An 18,857-nucleotide genomic window follows, 5' to 3' on the forward strand; every position below is an offset into this window, starting at 1 on the left:
CGATATGGGTGAGCTCTCAGTTTTTTCATTGTAAAAAGTGATAAAATTACCGATTATGTCTCCATTTTCTAATCCATTGTTTTACAATAGATATACAAATAAACGTTGTTTGTAGGAAAGGAGAGAATTGATGAGTCATTATTATGAAACAGGAGAAAATGCCATCCTAGAACTTGAAGGTGTATTTATGCATCTATCATCAGCGGAAGAATCACTCAATAGTCCGGAAGCATTAAGAGAAATTCGAAGATTAAAAAGTGAAATACTGAAGCTAATGAATGATATACCCAGGTACGAAGGTGATTCGATAAGAGCTGTGCGTAAATATCCCTCAAAGAGCACTGGTTCATCATTTAATCCAAGATCTATCATACATAACACCACACGCTCAAAGACTCCTCTAATTGAACAGAGGGGCAACAAATACAAATTTTAATATTAGGAGATGAATTTTGATGACTAATAAACAGGTTCTCAATACTAGAATTACAAATGGTTTTACATCCGAGGATAATGTAGAACTAGATATTCAAGTGAAAGGGAAGGCAGATAACGATACTGAGTTAATCGTAAATGCTATTGAAAAACTTATTTCCACGATAGACGTAAAACACGCCTGTAATGAAGACGATGGTTTGTATGAAGGTTATATGGAAAGAATCCTACTAGCTCTCACAGATAATTATGGAGCTGCAGGGTGGTACGATGTATATGGAGATTTAGATAGTACTTATTACCAAGAAGAAGACCTCGATGAATTTACAGTGGCTTCGAAATTAAAAGTATTAAAAGATATTATTTATCAAATAGAAGAAAAACAAAGCCTCAAGAAATAACATGTATAAAAAATGAAACACACAATAAAGCACACACTGAGTTAAGTGTAAGTGCTTTATTTTTTCATTTCTTTTAATAACTCATTTCTTTTTTTTCTTAGTTCTTCAATCCTAGTTTTTAAATCTTTAGTTCTTTGCTCCTGTCGCTTTTTTCGGTCTCCAAACCTAAGTTCTCTTCCCAAATTGTTCACCTCGTTATTTAAAAAATGCTCTTGATTTCTAACAATAATACCTTTTTATTATCATTAAATAAATTATTACTTGAAATAAGAACACCAGTTCGTTATCATTTGATTAAAAGAGCTAATATGAAGGACGGTTAACTGTATGATACAGAAGGTAAATCCTGAATACAATATACTTTCACAAGTATATTCTGCAATGGAAACTGCAGAAAAGTTGGAAATAACTTACAAGAATTCTAAAGGTCATTTATGCTTCATCGAAGGATTTGTACACTATGTTGATTTTAGCCGCAAAGAACTTCGATTAGTAGATTTAGATGATAATTCACAATATATAGGTTGGTTAAGTATTGTGGAGATTATTAATAAAACTGTCTTCTCTCCCCAACCATAGTATTGACTAAAATAATCCGGTGAGGTGAATCGTTATATGCAGGATATTGAAGCGATTAGAGAGCCTGGAGAGTCATGTCACTATTGCGGAAAGGTTGTGGGGAAGCATATCGATGCTGTTGGAAGATTATATGACTGGATAGATCCAGACCACTTGAGGCATTCAAATCTGTATTGCAGAGAACATTTTGTTATGGTGCGGAAGTTTCAAGAAGAATCAAAGACGCGTTTTTTAGAATGTTATCAATCTCCCGAGAGTCGTGCGCAACTACCACAGAAGTCTATTGAATTGTACAACAGGCTATCTAAATCAAGATATGGATATAGTTTATAATCTTGATGCAAAGAAGAGAAGAGTAAGAAAGTATATACTTTAATGAAATTGAAGTTTATACTTTTATGAAATTCGTCACGTCATCAATGTTGATACAAGGCGATTTCCCTCTCCGCAAAACAACTTCATAAAATATGAATTTGGTGTAGTTTTTAATTTAAATTTGATATAATTTTATAAGGAGATGATATATTGGCTACTAAAAATAAATTAACATTTGGAATTGTAGCAATCTATTCAGGTGCTACAATGATACTTTCTCTATCTGTGATATATCTCTTGAACATTTTAAATAACGAGGATAAAACCATTGTTCAGTTTAACATAGGGATTGGAGCAATCATTTTAATCGCTTTTTTTACAGGTTCTATTCTTTTTAGAGAAAAAATTATTGCTTCGATTGTAAACATTTACATTGCTATATTGTTAACTATTATGGTGAGTATAGGTTATTTAACACTCTCTTACTTACTTATTAAAATATCTACTGAAATTATTCCCGAGTCATTTTATACTATTTTGATCTTTTTATTGTTAAGTACTTTAATCGTGTTTCCTATAAATATATATCTACGTCAAAAAAATATAGGAAGTCAAAAATATCATAAGATAATAAATTTTTTATTATTTTATAGCTCAACTGTGCTTGTTACTATCGCATTTGTAGCACCAGAGTTTCAAGATATAATTGGTTTTATGGTTCTAATACTGGCAGTACCAATACTAAGTAATAATTTCTATGAAACATTTTACTCTAATGGTACTAAATAACAAAATAATACTTCATATAGAATGATTTTTATGAAGTTATTTCGACATAAATCGACAGTAACTTTTATGGAGGGTCTTCAATGCACAAAACAACTTCAGAACGCGATCGAGAATATTTACATAGGCATATGAAAACATTACCTTACTATGTTCAAAAGTTTATAAGGTATAAAGAACGAAAGCTTTCTCCCTCCACTCTTCGTGGTTACTCACTTGACTTTGAAATCTTTTTCAGATGGTTATTAGCATTTAATGATAATAAATGGAATTCTATAGATAAGATCCCTCTCTCCGCTCTAGAGAAACTTAGGGTAGATGATATTGAAGAAGATTTCTTATACTTTCTTTCGATAAAGAATGAAGAAGTAAATAAGAAAGTAAATAAGAAAGCTACAATAAATAGAAAGATCTCAGCTCTAAAGTCACTCTTCTACTACTTAGGAAATATCGCTGAAGATGAAAACCTTCACCCCCTCCTCTACCGTAATGTCATGGCTAAAATTGAGCTGGAGGATCTGAAGCTTGATAAAGAAACTCTAGCCCAACAAATTAGCAGCAAGATTTTACTCCGTGATGAAATAGACGATTTTAGAGCTTATGTCGCTGGGGGATATGAGAATAATATTACTAATAAGCTTGCATTAAGAAGATATAAGCAAAACAAAGAGCGGGACACCGCGATCATATCCCTTATACTTAGTTCTGGTTTAAGAATTAATGAGGTTGCAAATATTACTCTTTCAAATCTAAATATGGTGGACGGAAATGTAGAAGTAATAAGAAAAGGTGAAAAAGAGCGTATCGTTAGCTTCTCAAGCATTGCATCGAATGACCTACGGGAATATTTAAAAGTTAGAAATTCAAGATATAAGGCATCTAAGAAGCAGAATTATTTGTTTCTAACTCTCCAACAAACTAAAGAAGGATCACCAATGACCAAACGGGCTATGCAGTTAATGATAGAAAAATATTCTAAAGCTTTTGGAAAGCCAAAACTTAAAGCGCACGGCCTAAGACATTCATTTGCAACGCGATTTTACCAAGAAACTAATAACATCGCTCAACTCAAAAAGATTCTGGGGCATGAATCAATCGAGACTACTATGATTTATACTCATGTGTTTAACACCGAGATTAAAGATGCGATTGAAATGGTGGATCGACAAGAAAATTAGTGATAGGAGGAATATAAATGGTAGGACAAACCGAGTTCAACACCCCTATTTTTTATTAAGTTTTGTTTAGCTTGTTACTTAATAGCATGTTATTTAGTAGCTACCGGTTTATTTAACGTAGCAGGTGTAATAATAAGTGTTTCGCTACCAATGACTATTCTTTCAATACAGGAAATAAGCGCCTTTAAAACTTCAAAGAAGCTATACATTAAACTGGTTGATTTACTTAAGAGAAATTCATAATCTGAAATTTATCAGGATATTAACCAAATAAATGACCTAATAAACCAGGTAGAGGAAAGAGTACCAGGATACAAGAGCAAGGAATTAATGGATGCGCGAATATTACTGGAAAAGTTAAATATATGGAAAAAAGATAATAAGTAGCATTTATTCTATTAATTTTAAAGCTATTGTTGATAATGGAACTAAAATAGTGGAACCTCATTTGAGTTTCCACTAAGCTATTCAACAATCGCTCCGAGATTCTGGAATAAGGCGCTGATTTCTAATTAATTATTATTACTCTTGAAAATGAGTAATCATATTTCTCTTTAAAAGTTTATGTTGCCACATCTTTATTCTCATTCCATTGGAATTCTGGACCTGCTACTTACGAATTAGCCGTACCAAGTTATACAAACGATAAATCTATTAAATCATTTAATAGATAGTCGTTCCATTAGCTTTTCCTGGGGGAATAAACATTAAAGCTATCAGCTTTAAACAAACCAGTTCTATAAAATAAAGATAGACTAATTATATTCAAATATATATAATGAATTTCATGGTAAATAATTAAAATTTTACTAATAATTAAACAGAGGAGATTATGTAATTGAAAAAATTGTTGGTCTTTGGAATTATTGGACTTTTAACGTTTGGAGGAATAATTGACTCCAATTATGTTAGCGCTTCAAAAAACGAGGAAATTATTAAAGATGAATTTATACAATCTTCTAAAATTATCAGTAAGAAAGAATTAATTGAGGTAATTAGAGAAGTTAACGAAAGTACAGAAGTTTCTAAACTTCCTAAGGATGACATTATAGAAATCTTTGATTCTATTGACGAAAATACTACTAAAGAAGCTAAAATTGAATATCGTGATCAAATGAAGGAAGAACTAAATCACAAGCTCAATAATTTGAATAATTCAAAGTTAAATACGGAAGGTTTCGTTGAGGAACAAATCACTTTATCTGATGGAAGTGAAGTTAACATAGAAACTAGTGACCTTCCAGAAGAAGTAGATGAAAACGAATTACCCGAAGAATATATTGTTGAGGAAGAAGAAGATAGTGATTTACCAGCTGAAGATTTTGTAGAAATATATGAAGGTGAAGGTATAGAAATTAATAGAGCACCAGTATTTAGTGGGATAATGTATTCTCCTTATAGAAGTGAAAAGAAAGATTATGGAGCAAGGCGTTACAGCTCTATTATTACTTTTAGAGCAAGTGGAATAAATGTAGGAAAATTGTATCTTCGTAGTCATTATTCTGTTGGGGATTACGGGCTAAAAATGAGGTACTCTTCTAAGTCTGGTACACGTAGTTATTTACCTAAATTCGACATTTCAAGAGCTACGGCAAAAACAACTGACTCAAAAGCACCCGTAGAAGGTCATGATATTAACAGCTATGGTGAATATACTGTAAAAATTGATTTATTGGGATGGTTAGGTGGAAGTAGGTATTATGATATAAGAAGCCAAATAAAATTAAAAAAGTTGGATAAAAAAGAAAAATATGCTTACGTAGCACAAAGTTATGTATTTAATTGAGGTTAAAGGAGAGAAATTAAATGGATGATTGGTGGGCAATTCAATCTGTATTTTTACTAGTGGGCCTAGTTGTAACAATTTTAGGATCGGTTGCGATAATTGCTTTAGTTTTATATATTATAAAATTTTTGAAAAACAACTCCCAATAATACATTAGCACTCATAGAGGAATTTCCTTATGGTGTACTATCCTGGTAAATTATTACAATACATCATCGTTATTCAATAATAAAGCGCCATGTATAAGTAAAAGAACTCATTAGAAAACTATTCTTTTTCGCTTCTATTTAAATTCCAGAAGGTTAACTCTCATGCTTATATGAAGAATGGCCTTCTGGTTTCTTTAGTAAGTCGGAAGTATTTCTGGTTACAATATATGTTAGAGGCAACATAATTTAAAATAGATATCGAAAAGTACTCTAATCGAGTCAATTTACTTTCTCCTTTGTTTAGAAAAACCTCTCATTCTTTACTCCATTAAGCTGTCCTATACCTATATTGATCGCAACTTTTCGTTAAGTAAACGCTACGATAATCTGGAGCAAAGCGCACCATTTATTTTTAGTGTTTTCACCATATAATTGAAAATCGGTTACCTTATTTATATACTTTCTTAAAAAAACAAAACGAAGAACAGCCCTAAATTAAGCTGTTCTTCCTCTATAACTTCAACTAATACAATGTTACAACATATGCCCAATATCTGAAGCAGTCGTTGGATAAGCATAAATCATTTGCTTTAATTCTTTTGTTTTCAACTCTAATTGAATAGCTGTCGCAAAGTGATTAATAAGATCATCTGCTTCATTGCTAATAAGATGAGCACCCATGATTATATCCTTTTCTTTGTCAATTAACAGTTTTATGGCTGCATGAGATTCATTGGTTCGTTTATATGTAAACCAATTCGATATCTCCTTATAAACAACCTCAATATCAGGATTCATTTCTTTTGCTTCTTTTTCACTAAGACCCACCGATGCTATTTTAGGAACAGTAAACACAACAGAAGGCATAGCAGGATAATCCATTTCTTTATGATTTCCCTTTAATAAATTTGAAGCAACAATATGAGACTCCATGCTTGCTACCGGGGTAAGCGGTAATCCATCTGTCGCAGCGACATCACCTGCAGCGTACACATGTGGATTACTTACGCTTTGTAAGTAGTTATTAACCTTTACCCCACGCTTATCGTATTCAACATTTCCATTTTCAAGATCCATATCTAGTGAAGGAATCCGACCAGCTCCGTGAACAACAAGATCTCCTTTTAGTTCATATGTTTCTTCCCCTTTTTTTGATGTAACGATATAGCCATCCTTTTCTTTACAAATAGACGCAACAGAACTCTCTAAATGAACCTTTATGCCTATATCTTTAGATTTTTTCATCAGTAAGTCAACAAGATCCGCATCAAAGTTCTCTAGTGGCGTTTCTCCCCGGTGGATGATATGAACTTCAGAACCAGCTCTTGCCGCAATATGAGCAAATTCAAATGAAATATACCCGCCTCCTACAAAGATTATTTTCTCTGGCAGTTCTTCTAATTCTAAGAATTCGTCACTATAAGTAAGATAGTCTTCTCCTTTAATGTTTAGAGGAGTTGGTTTTGCCCCTGAAGCGATTAAAATCCGATTCCCTTTTATGGTGTGCTCGCCCACTTGGACTTCGTTCTCACTAATAAAGGAAGCTTTTTCATGATAGGTATCAATTCCATTCTTAGATAAAGCGTCTACTTTTTTATCTGGTACATGATCCGTAAATTTCTTTTTAAACTTCATTAGATCTTTCCAAACGATAGAGGGCTCTGATTGCACTCCGTTTTCTTGCATCCTTTTATTCCAATCCAATAATTCTGCCGCACCAACTAATACTTTTTTAGGATCACAACCTCTCAAAGCACAAGTCCCTCCAAATGGACGGTAATCTACCATCGCTACATCCCAACCGGCTTTATTACATTTTGCTGCTGTTATGGATCCTCCGGAACCGGATCCAATAACAATGAGATCGTATGTTTTCATCTTAAGTACCTCCTTGATTTTAACTCGCTATTAAAACCATTTCCTTATCACTAACGAATCAAACCATGTACCTTTTCCAGGGTTGAAAAAACCACCGTTTTAATAACAGCGGGGCCATGGATGACGGTTATCCTGCACAACAAGACAGTTTGGAAACGTCTTTATCAAAAGTTAAGCTCGCTAATTTTAATCCCTCAGCCATTGTAAGGTATGGTGCCATTGTTTCCTGAAGGTCTTCAGCTGTGAGTTTGAATTTCACTGCTAAAGTAGCTGCATAAATCACATCACCGGCATTTTCTGCTACAACGTGTGCCCCGATAATTTGCTGATTGTCCTCATTCATCACGAGCTTGAATACACCGGTCGTTTCATGATTGACCAATGCTCTTGGTACGGCTTCCAATGAAAGTATAGAACTTTTCACATTGTATCCCTGTTCTCTAGCCTGTTGTTCTGTTAAACCTACAGATGCAACGGAAGGAGACGTAAATGTCACTGCTGGAACGGTAGTCAAGTCCTGTTTGCGTTTTTGAGACCTTGTCACGTTCTTTGCGACTAGATTTCCTTGATAGGCAGCAACATATACAAATTGAGGACTTAAAGTAACGTCTCCTGCTGCGTGTATGTGAGGGACACTTGTTTCTAAAAAGTCATTGACTAATACTTCTCCAGCTTCACCAACCTTCACCCCGGCTTCTTGGAGCTGAATTGCAGTTGTATTAGGAGCACGACCAACCGCAACCAATAGTTGATCCCCAGACACTACTTGATCTTTTCCATTCATTCGAATATGAACTTCCTTTTCACTGCCATGTTGGACAACCTTGTTGTACTCCACATTTTTTATCAAGCGAATGCCTTTTTCGGTGAGGGATTTTTCGATGGCTTCAGAGATTTCAGGATCATAATCTTTAAGAAGGCGGTCACTCCGTTGCATTAATGTCACTTCTGACCCTAGATCATGAAGCATTTGACCTAATTCAAGCGCAATATACCCTGAACCAATTACGACGAGATGCTTTGGAACTTCTGTCAAATTTAAAGCAGAGGTGCTTGTTAAATAGTCACTTTCTTTTAGTCCTGGTATATCAGGTACGGCAGGTGACGCTCCTGTGGCAATCAGAAAATGCCTTGAGGTTAGCTCTTGATGATTCACACTGATCGTGTGTGCATTTTTAAACCGTGCTTCGCCTTTTATCAGATCAAATCCGTAATCCTCAATAAGTTCTTCGTATTTATCTTTACGCAACTTTTGAACAAGTTCGTCCTTTTGTTCTTTAAGTTGGGATAAGTCTGGCTTGGTTGATTGAAGTGCTAAACCTTTGTAAGGGTTATGATGAGCATGGCTGTTCAGTTCACCAGCTCTTAACAACATCTTAGATGGAACACAACCAATGTTTACACACGTTCCCCCAATCGTTCCTTTCTCGACCATCGCCACTCTTAAACCATTTTCTGACGCTTGAATCGCAGCAGAAAAAGCCGCGCCACCAGATCCGATGACAACAAAGTCGTACTCCTTTTCTGAAGAAGATACTGATTTGCTTGCTGTAGTATTGACATCAAAAACATCAACAGCTTTATATGGCGTTGTATCGAGAGTTTTCTTAATCCTTTCATAATTTAAAGAATTTGGGCGATGAAAGGAAGCGTCGCCTTTGCGAAAACTGACATTGATATCTTCAGCACCAAGACTTTCTAGTGTTTTAAAGACATGACGTTCGCATTGATCACATGTCATACCTTGGATTTTTACCTCTGTTTTGTTCATTTCAAAGTTCCTCCTCTTATTTATTCTTCATTCAAACTTGAGCTTCACAAGAACTCTTATCAACATAACCTACAAACAACAATTCTCTTTTTCATTGGAAGTTTTAGTTCTTTTTCGATAAGAAAAGAACGTTATTAAAATAAATAGACCCAATGCCGGAATCAAAACGTAATCCAAATAGCCAGTTAATGCACCGAGTCCAACAGTGCCTAGTAAAATAATTGAAACTGGAGTCGTACAACAAATAAGGGCAATGATTGTTCCTATTACGCCTGTAATAAAAGTCTTATTCCTCTTCATAAGAACCATCCTCGGATCAGTCAACAATGAGTGTTTCTATAATGGGGCACTCGTGAAGATCTTTTGTACTTGGACAACGTTCCTTTAGATCAATTAGGAGATATTGAATCCGAGCCAAGTCGTTTATTTTTTTCTCAATTTCCTTTTCTTTCATTGCTACGAATTCATACATATCTTTGCACCGTACATCATCTTTATCAACTACACCTAGTAATTTGTGAATTTCGTCTAATGAAAAACCTAGCTCTTGCATTCGTTTAATAAATTTCACTCGTTTAACAGAAAGATCGTTGTACAACCGATATCCAGATTCATTACGAGCTGGCTCAGGAATTAATTTCTTGCGCTCGTAATAGCGTATCGTTTCTTTATTGACGTCACAAAGGTTAGCTAATTCGCTTATTTGATATCCCATTATTTCATCACCTCTATATATAGAATAAACCCCGTACCATAGTACAGGGTCAAGTGTTGAAGCTATTTTTTAATAGATGAATCTTAGACTATACTGTCAAAGTTAATTTATATCCTTTTCATTCATCTAAAAATTCATTCCACCATCTAGTTTATTTACAAATATAGGTTGGAATTTCCTGCTCAACAATCGCTGCTCAAATTTCTAATACCAATTATTTCAAATCATACTGCATAACTCAATCTTTAATTCCAGTTAAAAGGAGCCTATCTTATTACAGATAAGCCCCCTATTCTTTAAGACTCAGTTTCGAGATAAAAACGATAAGAACAAAAGCACGGGAACTAGATGGAAATGCCCATTTTTTAAAATGATATACTTACTATAAGTGTACTTTGATACTAATTATTCAGGTAAATCTTTATTAACTATGGACTGTTTAATACCTGTAACAAATTCACCTAATTCCATTTCTTTAGTTGCTTTATTCCCATAGGACCTAACGTTTACATATCCTTTTTCAACTTCCTTGTCTCCCAACACCAGAATGAAGGGTGTTTTGTTTATTTGAGCTTCCCTAATCTTGTACCCTAACTTTTCCTCTCTACTGTCCTTTTCCACTCTAATCCCTTCTTGTTTTAACCGATTCATTACTTGATCCGAATATTCTTTATGAGCTTCGTTTGATACAGGTAGTATTTTTACTTGAATAGGTGCTAACCAAGTTGGAAATGCTCCTCCATAATGCTCAATGAGTATGCCTAAAAAGCGATCAATGGATCCAAACACAGCCCGATGAATAACCACTGGACGAACTTTTTCATTATGTTCATTTATATATTCCAGATCGAATTTTTCCGGCATTTGAAAATCTAGCTGCACAGTTGCACATTGATGACTCCTATTCAAGGCATCTTTTATATGGATATCAATCTTAGGCCCGTAAAAAGCACCGTCTCCCTCATTCACTCTAAAATCATAACCTAGGTTTTCTAATACATTTTTAAGTGCGCCTTCAGCTTGATCCCATAAGTGTTTGTCACCCATAGACTTTTCAGGTCGAGTAGATAACTCAATTTCATAATTGAATCCGAATGTTCGATAAACATTATCAATCAACTGCAAAGCTAAAGTGATTTCGTCTTCTATCTGATGAGGTGTGACAAAGATATGAGCATCGTCTTGGCAGAAGGAACGAACTCTCAATAATCCGTTTAATGCTCCACTGAATTCATGACGGTGAACTTGACCGAATTCAGCCATACGAATAGGAAGGTCTCTATAGGAGCGCAAACGGTCCTTAAAAATAAGCATATGTCCTGGGCAATTCATTGGTTTAAGAGCGAAATGCTGCTGGTCAACTTCAGAGAAATACATATTGTCTTTATAATGATTCCAGTGCCCCGATTGTTCCCATAACCTCTGATTCATCATTAATGGAGTTTTTACTTCTTTATAATTAAATGACTCTTGCAAACTTCTAAGGAATGCTTCCAACTCATTTCTTATCACCTGACCATTACTTAAATAGAATGGCATCCCTGGAGCTTCATCTGAAAACATAAACAATTCAAGCTGGTTCCCTAACTTACGATGATCTCTCTTTTTGGCTTCTTCCAAAAAATAAAAGTATTCATTTAGTTCTTTTTTTGATGGAAAAGCTACACCATATATTCGTTGTAACATCTTGTTATCACTATCCCCCAGCCAATAAGCCCCTGAGATATTTGTTAAGGAAAAAGCTTTAAGAAATTTAGTTGACGGTAAATGGGGACCTCTGCATAGATCTATAAATTCTCCTTGTTTGTAGATGGAGACATCTTCTTCCCGAGGAATTTTCTTTAATAGCTCCAGCTTTAAATGATCATTCGAAAAAATGCTTTCAGCTTCATCTCTAGATATTAACTCCCGTTTAATAAACAAGTTCTCAGATACAATGTTACTCATTTCCTTTTCAATTTTAGATAGATCATCTTTAGAAATACTTTGATCCGTATCAATATCATAGTAAAAACCAGCCTCCACAACAGGACCTACACCTAGATTCACTCTTCCGAAAAGTCGCTTAACGGCCTGAGCCATAATATGAGCTGCTGTATGTCTCATCACCTCTAATCCCTCTGAAGAATGAAGTGGAAATAATTCAATCTCAGCATTAGAGTTGATTGGACTCTGCAAATCATATAAGGATCCATTGACTCTCCCAACTACTGACTTTTTCTTAAGGCCAGGACTTATAGATTGGGCAACATCCCCCAATGTACTTCCTTTTGAAAAAGATTTTTGGCTGCCATCTGGAAACGAAATCACCATTTTTTCATGACTCATACATACACATCCTTTTATAAAATTAAAAAACCATACTCGTCCCTCTAAACAAGGGACGAGTATGGTTTTACCCGCGGTTCCACCCAATTTCCCACTACTTTTCAAAGTAATGGCTTTGGTTTGCTGTATCGTAGCACTACGTCATGAACTACTAATCTTTCGTCCATGCAGCTCCAAGGTGGTAAGCTATTAAGCTGCGTTAGGAAGATCGCACCTTTTCTTCCCTCTCTGATAACCGTCCTAATAGCTCTTGTCCTCTTCATCACTATAACTTATTCAATAAAAAAAACACTCGTCCCTAAAAAGGGACGAGTGCTGTACTCGTGGTTCCACCCAACTTCCCGTTACATGGATAAAGTAACGGCTTTGGTTTGCTGTATCGTAGCACTACGGCATGAACTACTCATATTCGCCCATGCAGCTCCAAGGTGGTAAGCTATTAAGCTGCGTTAGGAAGATCACACCTTTTCTTCCCTCTCTGATAACCGTTCATAATATCTCTTGTCCTCTTCATCACAAATTATTTTAAATTTATTTCACTATATATTTTTTGCTAAATATAGTCAATACAATCCTAAAAATTATTTAGGAGATTTTTTAGATTAGCTCCGAGATTCTTGAATAAATACTTCACTTAAGTCTTTATGATATTCAGTTCTTTTCTATCTTTTTTTCTCATTAGCGTAAGAACATACAAGTACAAATAAACTGGAAGCATTACAATAACCAATATTTCTTTACTCAATGAATTGCTTGATAAGAGTAAAGACAACACTAGACCAGCTATAGAATAAATTATGAATTCAATGAGGGATCTGTATTTAGATAATGGTTTTAATCTAAGAAATCCATCTGCAATTAAAGTTGTTGGTAGACCGTAAACTATATATACAATTGCAAATAAAATCGGTAACGAAATTATAGTAGCAAAAGTATCAGTATATTCTCTTTCTAATTCAAGCACGTAGTCAAGAGTAAATTCTCCAATTACTAAAACAAAAACGGAAAGAGGTGCTGATATAATTATTGCTAGTAGTATCTTTTGTAAATATTTCAATTCCTTCCTCCTCTAAACGTAAAAGCGTACACACTCTTGCCCAAAACCGATAGAGCGCTTACTTTTTATTCAGCAATTGCTCCGATAAACCAGAAGACTTGGGATCAGGATAAATTCTAGAATTTATCCTACATTAGTGTTAATTTAGATCGATGTTACCCACATATTGAACATCTCCCATATCAGAAGACAGATTCACTTCTAGGATATAGTTACCTTTTGAATCTGGAAATTGAAAACCATTAGATTTATTTACAGGCAATTCAATCTCTTCACTGTTTTGCCACAGAGATACTTGAAACTCTTCTAATTTAAAATCAGAATGTCCCAATTCTATGTTTCCCTCTGAACCAGCATTGACCTCAATTTGATTCTGTTCGATTCCTAATGATTGAAAATCAACAACAGTCTTTTTGTATTCCTCATTAGGACCTTCCCAATTCACGGATGCCTCTTTAAGCTCATATGAATCATAGTCGTTTAGATGATGGTACCAAACTGTCATTGTTGGAGGTGTGAAATCGTAATCCTCCCCTATACAGGCGGTCAATAAAAATATACAGCTTAAACTTACTATAGAAAATATTGAACGAATCATTATCAATTCCTTTCTCTTTACTGTTCAAATAACAGCAACTTTGGAGCATAAAGCAAACACTCTTTTAAACTATTGCTCCGAGTTTGTTGAATATAATCGGATATCTACTTTCTCAATTGCACTATGGTTTCTGCAAAGGGAGAATGAAAAGTAACGGATTGTCCATCAACCCAATTAGCATTATTAATTCCTAACACTTCTAAATTTCCAGCACTTGATCCTCTGGTCACTATCCTTACAGTTTCACTATTTAACTTCTTCACTACATGCGGAACGGCAGTTCTTCTATAAAAATTATAGAAGTGATTTGTTTCTCCTAACGCTGCTTCTCTATGCTCTATAATAATCATTTTTTCTTTTGATGGGGAATCAATAGTTGAATACGAATTGTTTTCTACTATATTGAAAAAACACATTAAACCTAGAACAGGTAGCACTAACACCGTTGTGAGTATGATCCAAAACTTTTCTAAGTTAAGTCCATTAGCTAAAACACAAGAAGCTACATACGTGAGGGCTATTGGTATAATTAAACCAGTTGATTTCAGAAATAAGAAGTAATAGCCCTGAGTTGATAAAATAATAACAAGCACATCAAAAAATGCAACGCAAATTACAAATAGCTTCTGAGAAAATTTTAACGTCTTCATACTATTAAAAAGATTAAATAAAGTTTCTTTATTATTGCTCGGTTTCTTCTTAAATAGTTTGTATATAACTAAACAAAACCATAGTATAAGTATTACGAAAATGCTTGATACCATTAATAACACCCTTCAAAGTATTCAACAATGTCTTTAAAGATAAGCTTCTTTTAAAAACAATATTTTAGTTACTGGAATTTTCATTTGTTTCTTCCAATATCACAGGATCTGGTTCTCTTCCAAAGGAAAGGGTTGAATTATATATAGCCATTTCAATTTGGTTATTTCCTTCAGCTTCAATCGATTTCTTTAATTCTTCAAGGTTGCTTCTTCCTTCCGGAGATGACACTTCGGTTGCTTTGATATGAACTTTTTCATCATTATTAGTCATTGAAGAAAGATCTAAAATCATAAAATAAGAAAAAATTCCTCCAACCACAAATAATGTTAACAGTGCTATAACTATACTTTTCGTTTTTACCAATACGATCATCCTTTCGGATAAGTAAGTTATTCCTTTAGATTGATCAAACCTCTAATACCAATTATTTCAAACCAATGCAAATAACTCAATCTTTTCTTACAAATAAAGGAGCCTATCTTATTAAAGATAAGCTCCGAGATTCTAGAAGACTCAGTATCAAGATGTTATCGTCCAACCCATTTCGGAATAAAATCTCCAAAGTATTTACCAATTTTCTCTACCTCAGTCATGATCCGGCTTATACCAACTTCCTTGGTAAACCAATTCTCCTTAGTAATACCGAATCGATCTTCTACTGGAGAAACCATAAAATTAGTGTTCTTTGGGAATACATCCTGATAACAAAGCAATGCTCTTCGAGAATGTCCTGCTTTACACACAATGATAACCTTTTCATATTTAATGCCTTTACTCTGTAATACTTCTAAAGAAAAACGTGCATTTTCTAGAGTATGCTGTGCTTCGTCTTCTCTAAGAATTACTTCGTTTGGCACCCCGTTTGTAATACCAATGTTTCTTAGATACTCCCACTCAGATGTACCTACATGGGGTTTGTATCCACCTGAGGGAAGGATGTATGGAGCCATTCCATTCTTATATAGACATGAAGCCTTTTCCATTAGCTGTGGATGATTAGCACCGGGTACCAATATGACGTCAGCTGCAAATACTTCAGTTTCAACGAAAATAAAGTCAGTTATACAATCATATGGATTAGACAATGTTATAAACCCTTTCGTAAATAAACTTATGTTGGGAAATAATCCTATTCAATAATTGCTCCGATTTAACGAAACAATAAACTCAATTCAAAATTACTTTACTGCTATTTTATATCTTTGTTTTCACCATGTTTGAAAATAACTACACTACACTCTTCACACCTTAACGCTGGAACTTTTTTGACTTTTAACCATGCATCACCTATTAATATTTCACTTCCAAAATCCGCAAAGATGGAATCAGGTGAGTCTGACCAGCAAATTCTTCGAGGAGAGAAAATATATCCTTGCTTCAATTGGTTACCACATTCAGGACACATTACAACATCGTCCATTGTTAATTACACCACCTTCATCGTAGCGTTCTTAATGGAATAACTGGTTAGCCTGCACCTTCAATTTTAAATTAACTTTTATTTTGCCCGATAATTATGTAATAAGGACGAGTACTTTATAAAGTATTAGCTCCGAAATAACTGAAGATATAAGTTCATCACACTTTCTAGTACTCTCTTTATGATCAATATTTCCCTGCTGAATTTAACAATTTATGGCTTATTACTAGTGAGGCAGGAATGCAAAAGATAACAAATATTATTATTCCGATTGCATCTGTTGCAAAACTGTAAGGTATATATTTGTTATAAATAAATCTAATGATCTTAAAGAATCCGTATAACAAAACACAAGTTATTATTAAATGTAATATTTCGCCAGTCATTTCTTCCATTAAACCCCAACTCCTTTTACACAAAGTCATATGAAACCTCTCAATCCAACTATATATTACCAATTATTTCAAACAAAACCGAATAACTCAATCTTTAATTCAAGTTAAAAAGAGCTTATCTTGTTATAGATAAGCTCCGATAATACGGAAGACTTGATTTCGAGATATTGAAACGGATCTTTACCTAATGCACCAGTTTGTTTTCACTATAACTAGCACTAAGTTAATCCCCCAGAAATCAGTTTTTACTGTTTTTAAGTTGGAGATGTTTTAGAATTCGAAATCCCCTTCCTTCATTAGCAGGACTTCAGTTCCATCTTCTTCAACACCCTCTACTTTCATATCTTCGGTACCAAAGGTCACATTGACTGACAAAAGTGAAGTATTCAGACCAGCTGCCTTCAACTCTTCCTCAGATTGGTCAATGCCGTTTTGAATATTGGAAGGAGATGCATTTCCGATTCCGATATGACAGGACGTATTTTCATCAAACAAAGTATTGTAAAAAAGAGTATCTGCCTGAGCAAGAGGAGATTTATTAGAGACCAAGGCAATTTCACCTAGATACTGTGATCCTTCGTCTGTTTCGGTGAGGTTTTGTAACACCTCTTGGCCTTTTGCCGCATAATAGTCGGTAATTCGTCCATCTTTAAAAATCAGATAAAATTCATCGATCACACTTCCTCCATAGATAAGAGGTTTAGTACCTACCAATTTTCCATTCACCTTATTTTTATGAGGAGCAGTAAATATTTCTTCCGTAGGAATGTTCGGAAAGAAAGGTATTTCATCTTTATCTATGACACCCCCACCGATATAGATATGATGTTTAGGTAGACCAACTACTAAATCAGTTCCAAGGCTATTTGTAAAATGCAAGGATTCAAATTGGCTCTCGTTTAGGATCCTTTTTCGAGACTCGAAGGATCTATTGTGACTCTCCCAATCTTTTATAGGGCTTTTCCCATTTGCCCGAGACCCTTTTAAGATTAAATTCCATAAGGATTGTAAAGCTTCTTCTTTACTTAGGTTGGGGAATACTTTCATTGCCCATCCAACACTCGGGACAGTTAGAAGACACCAGCGCACCTCGTGTGACCTAATTTTCGCATGATGATCCCTCAATTTGGTACGAGAAGCTTTTTGGAAACGATTTATCTTTTCTGTAGAAACTTCCTTAAAGACCTCTAAGTTTTCAGAAATAATATGGATGTAAGCAGCACCTGCATCCTCCCATTCCTTAAAACGAGAAGCCTGCCAATCAGGATAGTCATCGATGACAGTATCTGCTGCGTGTAAGAAAAACTCTGTGGTAGACTGTTCATCTGTCCAGTCTATAAATACATTGGACGCTCCTGCCTCGTAGGCCACCGTTTGGATTAAACGTGCAAACGTAGCATGTTGTATATCACTATGAATAATCAATAATTGATTTTTCTGCAGGTTTACACCAGCTCGCACAGCAAGTTCTGCATACTTTTTTAACTGCCCTTCACTTATAGATTCATATATTCCTTTCATCGATTAATATCTCCCCTGTGATTTCTTGTATAATTTTAATGCAAAATCCTGATCTACTCTAAATAACCTGCACCGTTAGCACAACAAGCGATAGCCCATGTGCAGCTATTGCTCCGATTTTACGGAACTAGAATAAAAATGATATATTAGTTTTCGTTATTCAATCCTTTAGGTCGTTGATACATAAACACGAAAGTCAATATAGTAAGTAATGAAAATAAAGATATTCCTATGACCACGAAAGTGTCATTATATAAAAGTGCACACAGAGTTGTCCAAATTATTACACCTATTACAAAAGAAGCTCTTGGATAAAAAACTTTGATTGCAACTAAATTAAATATAGTCAAAAAAAGAACTAATGTGAAACCATTGTAATACCAAAACTCGATATCCTTTATATCATAAATAAAAAAAGAGAAAAAAAACGGAAATGCCAATATAACTAACAATTTACTTCTATTATCTTTGGTCATATTAATCCCTTCTGATTCCATATAGGTAAAAGTTTGGTTTTAGTTCCAAGACTCTCAATTATGTCGAATTCAACCCTTTCATTACACTGCCCAGTTACTAGCAAAAAATAGAGCATAATCGTTTTAGAGTAAAGCTCCGAGATTGTTGAAGACTCAAAGTTGAGATAAGTTTGTTTTCCATATCGTAATTAACCAATTTGATAAATTTAACTTAGTAAACGACCTCCCCATAAGGAGTGACAAGGAGACTTCTTTTTTGAATAACGACTTTAATAGTTTTATTGATATTTTCCTTATCACTTAG

At 34.5% G+C, this 18,857-nt stretch carries 20 protein-coding genes and 2 other annotated features; of the genes, 7 read left to right on the top strand and 13 right to left on the bottom strand.

The genetic code is table 11. From position 1 onward, the window contains the following. Positions 1-130: 130 nt before the first annotated feature. Both Q4550_RS16625 and Q4550_RS16630 read left to right on the top strand, forming a co-directional pair. Complete coding sequence (locus Q4550_RS16625) at positions 131-436, top strand: hypothetical protein (RefSeq protein ID WP_303534679.1); 306 nt, start codon at positions 131-133, stop codon at positions 434-436. 19 nt (positions 437-455) lie between these two features. After that, the gene (locus Q4550_RS16630) at positions 456-836 is read left to right on the top strand and encodes a hypothetical protein (protein ID WP_303534681.1); all 381 of its coding nucleotides are present in this window, start codon (positions 456-458) and stop codon (positions 834-836) included. A 56-nt stretch (positions 837-892) separates the two neighbouring features. Here the strand turns inward: Q4550_RS16630 and Q4550_RS16635 are convergent, their stop codons facing one another. Beyond that, on the bottom strand, positions 893-1,018 hold the full coding sequence (locus Q4550_RS16635) for a hypothetical protein (protein WP_303534683.1): 126 nt from the start codon (positions 1,016-1,018) through the stop codon (positions 893-895). A 145-nt stretch (positions 1,019-1,163) separates the two neighbouring features. Here Q4550_RS16635 and Q4550_RS16640 point away from each other — a divergent pair, with 145 nt between their 5' ends. The 5 genes from Q4550_RS16640 to Q4550_RS16660 all read left to right on the top strand — a co-directional run bounded on the left by Q4550_RS16640 (position 1,164) and on the right by Q4550_RS16660 (position 5,629). Continuing rightward, positions 1,164-1,415 (top strand): YolD-like family protein, encoded by a 252-nt coding sequence (locus Q4550_RS16640; RefSeq protein WP_303534685.1) that lies wholly within the window; start codon positions 1,164-1,166, stop codon positions 1,413-1,415. 525 nt (positions 1,416-1,940) lie between these two features. Beyond that, the gene (locus Q4550_RS16645; protein ID WP_303534687.1) at positions 1,941-2,519 is read left to right on the top strand and encodes a hypothetical protein; all 579 of its coding nucleotides are present in this window, start codon (positions 1,941-1,943) and stop codon (positions 2,517-2,519) included. Positions 2,520-2,599: 80 nt separating this feature from the next. Next, a complete protein-coding gene (gene xerS / locus Q4550_RS16650) occupies positions 2,600-3,694 on the top strand; it encodes a tyrosine recombinase XerS (protein WP_303534689.1) in 1,095 nt (364 codons plus the stop codon). Positions 3,695-4,532: 838 nt separating this feature from the next. Next, on the top strand, positions 4,533-5,480 hold the full coding sequence (locus Q4550_RS16655; RefSeq protein ID WP_303534690.1) for a hypothetical protein: 948 nt from the start codon (positions 4,533-4,535) through the stop codon (positions 5,478-5,480). A gap of 20 nt (positions 5,481-5,500) precedes the next feature. Beyond that, positions 5,501-5,629, top strand: a complete 129-nt coding sequence (locus Q4550_RS16660) for a hypothetical protein (protein WP_257147707.1) — start codon at positions 5,501-5,503, stop codon at positions 5,627-5,629. Positions 5,630-6,163: 534 nt separating this feature from the next. On the opposite strand, the gene Q4550_RS16665 is transcribed toward Q4550_RS16660, so the two are convergent. The 12 genes from Q4550_RS16665 to Q4550_RS16720 form a co-directional block, all read right to left on the bottom strand. After that, complete coding sequence (locus Q4550_RS16665; protein ID WP_303534692.1) at positions 6,164-7,507, bottom strand: dihydrolipoyl dehydrogenase family protein; 1,344 nt, start codon at positions 7,505-7,507, stop codon at positions 6,164-6,166. A 127-nt stretch (positions 7,508-7,634) separates the two neighbouring features. Further along, the gene (merA, locus tag Q4550_RS16670; RefSeq protein ID WP_303534693.1) at positions 7,635-9,278 is read right to left on the bottom strand and encodes a mercury(II) reductase; all 1,644 of its coding nucleotides are present in this window, start codon (positions 9,276-9,278) and stop codon (positions 7,635-7,637) included. 69 nt (positions 9,279-9,347) lie between these two features. Next, on the bottom strand, positions 9,348-9,578 hold the full coding sequence (merF, locus tag Q4550_RS16675; RefSeq protein WP_303534695.1) for a mercury resistance system transport protein MerF: 231 nt from the start codon (positions 9,576-9,578) through the stop codon (positions 9,348-9,350). Between the two features lie 16 nt (positions 9,579-9,594). Continuing rightward, complete coding sequence (gene merR, locus Q4550_RS16680) at positions 9,595-9,993, bottom strand: mercury resistance transcriptional regulator MerR (protein WP_303534697.1); 399 nt, start codon at positions 9,991-9,993, stop codon at positions 9,595-9,597. Positions 9,994-10,398: 405 nt separating this feature from the next. After that, a complete protein-coding gene (gene thrS, locus Q4550_RS16685) occupies positions 10,399-12,321 on the bottom strand; it encodes a threonine--tRNA ligase (protein ID WP_303534698.1) in 1,923 nt (640 codons plus the stop codon). Positions 12,322-12,369: 48 nt separating this feature from the next. After that, positions 12,370-12,593: a binding site (T-box leader), on the bottom strand. A gap of 29 nt (positions 12,594-12,622) precedes the next feature. Next, positions 12,623-12,844, bottom strand: a binding site (T-box leader). 111 nt (positions 12,845-12,955) lie between these two features. After that, a complete protein-coding gene (locus Q4550_RS16690) occupies positions 12,956-13,378 on the bottom strand; it encodes a hypothetical protein (protein ID WP_303534699.1) in 423 nt (140 codons plus the stop codon). A gap of 139 nt (positions 13,379-13,517) precedes the next feature. Then, complete coding sequence (locus Q4550_RS16695; RefSeq protein WP_303534700.1) at positions 13,518-13,976, bottom strand: hypothetical protein; 459 nt, start codon at positions 13,974-13,976, stop codon at positions 13,518-13,520. A 104-nt stretch (positions 13,977-14,080) separates the two neighbouring features. Next, the gene (locus Q4550_RS16700) at positions 14,081-14,740 is read right to left on the bottom strand and encodes a hypothetical protein (RefSeq protein WP_283153692.1); all 660 of its coding nucleotides are present in this window, start codon (positions 14,738-14,740) and stop codon (positions 14,081-14,083) included. Positions 14,741-14,804: 64 nt separating this feature from the next. Beyond that, positions 14,805-15,104, bottom strand: coding sequence for a hypothetical protein (locus Q4550_RS16705; RefSeq protein WP_283153691.1), 300 nt, complete (start codon positions 15,102-15,104; stop codon positions 14,805-14,807). Between the two features lie 164 nt (positions 15,105-15,268). Further along, positions 15,269-15,826, bottom strand: coding sequence for a YdcF family protein (locus tag Q4550_RS16710; RefSeq protein WP_303534702.1), 558 nt, complete (start codon positions 15,824-15,826; stop codon positions 15,269-15,271). Between the two features lie 104 nt (positions 15,827-15,930). Next, positions 15,931-16,161, bottom strand: coding sequence for a PF20097 family protein (locus tag Q4550_RS16715; RefSeq protein ID WP_283152820.1), 231 nt, complete (start codon positions 16,159-16,161; stop codon positions 15,931-15,933). A gap of 665 nt (positions 16,162-16,826) precedes the next feature. After that, on the bottom strand, positions 16,827-18,077 hold the full coding sequence (locus Q4550_RS16720; protein ID WP_303534703.1) for an aminopeptidase: 1,251 nt from the start codon (positions 18,075-18,077) through the stop codon (positions 16,827-16,829). Positions 18,078-18,857 lie beyond the last annotated feature (780 nt).

The sequence above is a fragment of the Anaerobacillus sp. 1_MG-2023 genome, assembly GCF_030547345.1.
Lineage (GTDB): Bacteria > Bacillota > Bacilli > Bacillales > Guptibacillaceae > Guptibacillus > Guptibacillus hwajinpoensis_B.

What these genes read in the sequence shown, in the direction of transcription:
- Q4550_RS16625 (WP_303534679.1), top strand. Translation starts at nt 131, where the DNA reads ATGAGTCATTATTATGAAACAGGAGAAAATGCCATCCTAGAACTTGAA.
- Q4550_RS16630 (WP_303534681.1), top strand. Translation starts at nt 456, where the DNA reads ATGACTAATAAACAGGTTCTCAATACTAGAATTACAAATGGTTTTACA.
- Q4550_RS16640 (WP_303534685.1), top strand. Translation starts at nt 1,164, where the DNA reads ATGATACAGAAGGTAAATCCTGAATACAATATACTTTCACAAGTATAT.
- xerS (WP_303534689.1), top strand. Translation starts at nt 2,600, where the DNA reads ATGCACAAAACAACTTCAGAACGCGATCGAGAATATTTACATAGGCAT.
- Q4550_RS16660 (WP_257147707.1), top strand. Translation starts at nt 5,501, where the DNA reads ATGGATGATTGGTGGGCAATTCAATCTGTATTTTTACTAGTGGGCCTA.
- Q4550_RS16665 (WP_303534692.1), bottom strand. Translation starts at nt 7,507, where the DNA reads ATGAAAACATACGATCTCATTGTTATTGGATCCGGTTCCGGAGGATCC.
- merA (WP_303534693.1), bottom strand. Translation starts at nt 9,278, where the DNA reads ATGAACAAAACAGAGGTAAAAATCCAAGGTATGACATGTGATCAATGC.
- merF (WP_303534695.1), bottom strand. Translation starts at nt 9,578, where the DNA reads ATGAAGAGGAATAAGACTTTTATTACAGGCGTAATAGGAACAATCATT.
- merR (WP_303534697.1), bottom strand. Translation starts at nt 9,993, where the DNA reads ATGGGATATCAAATAAGCGAATTAGCTAACCTTTGTGACGTCAATAAA.
- thrS (WP_303534698.1), bottom strand. Translation starts at nt 12,321, where the DNA reads ATGAGTCATGAAAAAATGGTGATTTCGTTTCCAGATGGCAGCCAAAAA.
- Q4550_RS16695 (WP_303534700.1), bottom strand. Translation starts at nt 13,976, where the DNA reads ATGATTCGTTCAATATTTTCTATAGTAAGTTTAAGCTGTATATTTTTA.
- Q4550_RS16700 (WP_283153692.1), bottom strand. Translation starts at nt 14,740, where the DNA reads ATGGTATCAAGCATTTTCGTAATACTTATACTATGGTTTTGTTTAGTT.
- Q4550_RS16715 (WP_283152820.1), bottom strand. Translation starts at nt 16,161, where the DNA reads ATGGACGATGTTGTAATGTGTCCTGAATGTGGTAACCAATTGAAGCAA.
- Q4550_RS16720 (WP_303534703.1), bottom strand. Translation starts at nt 18,077, where the DNA reads ATGAAAGGAATATATGAATCTATAAGTGAAGGGCAGTTAAAAAAGTAT.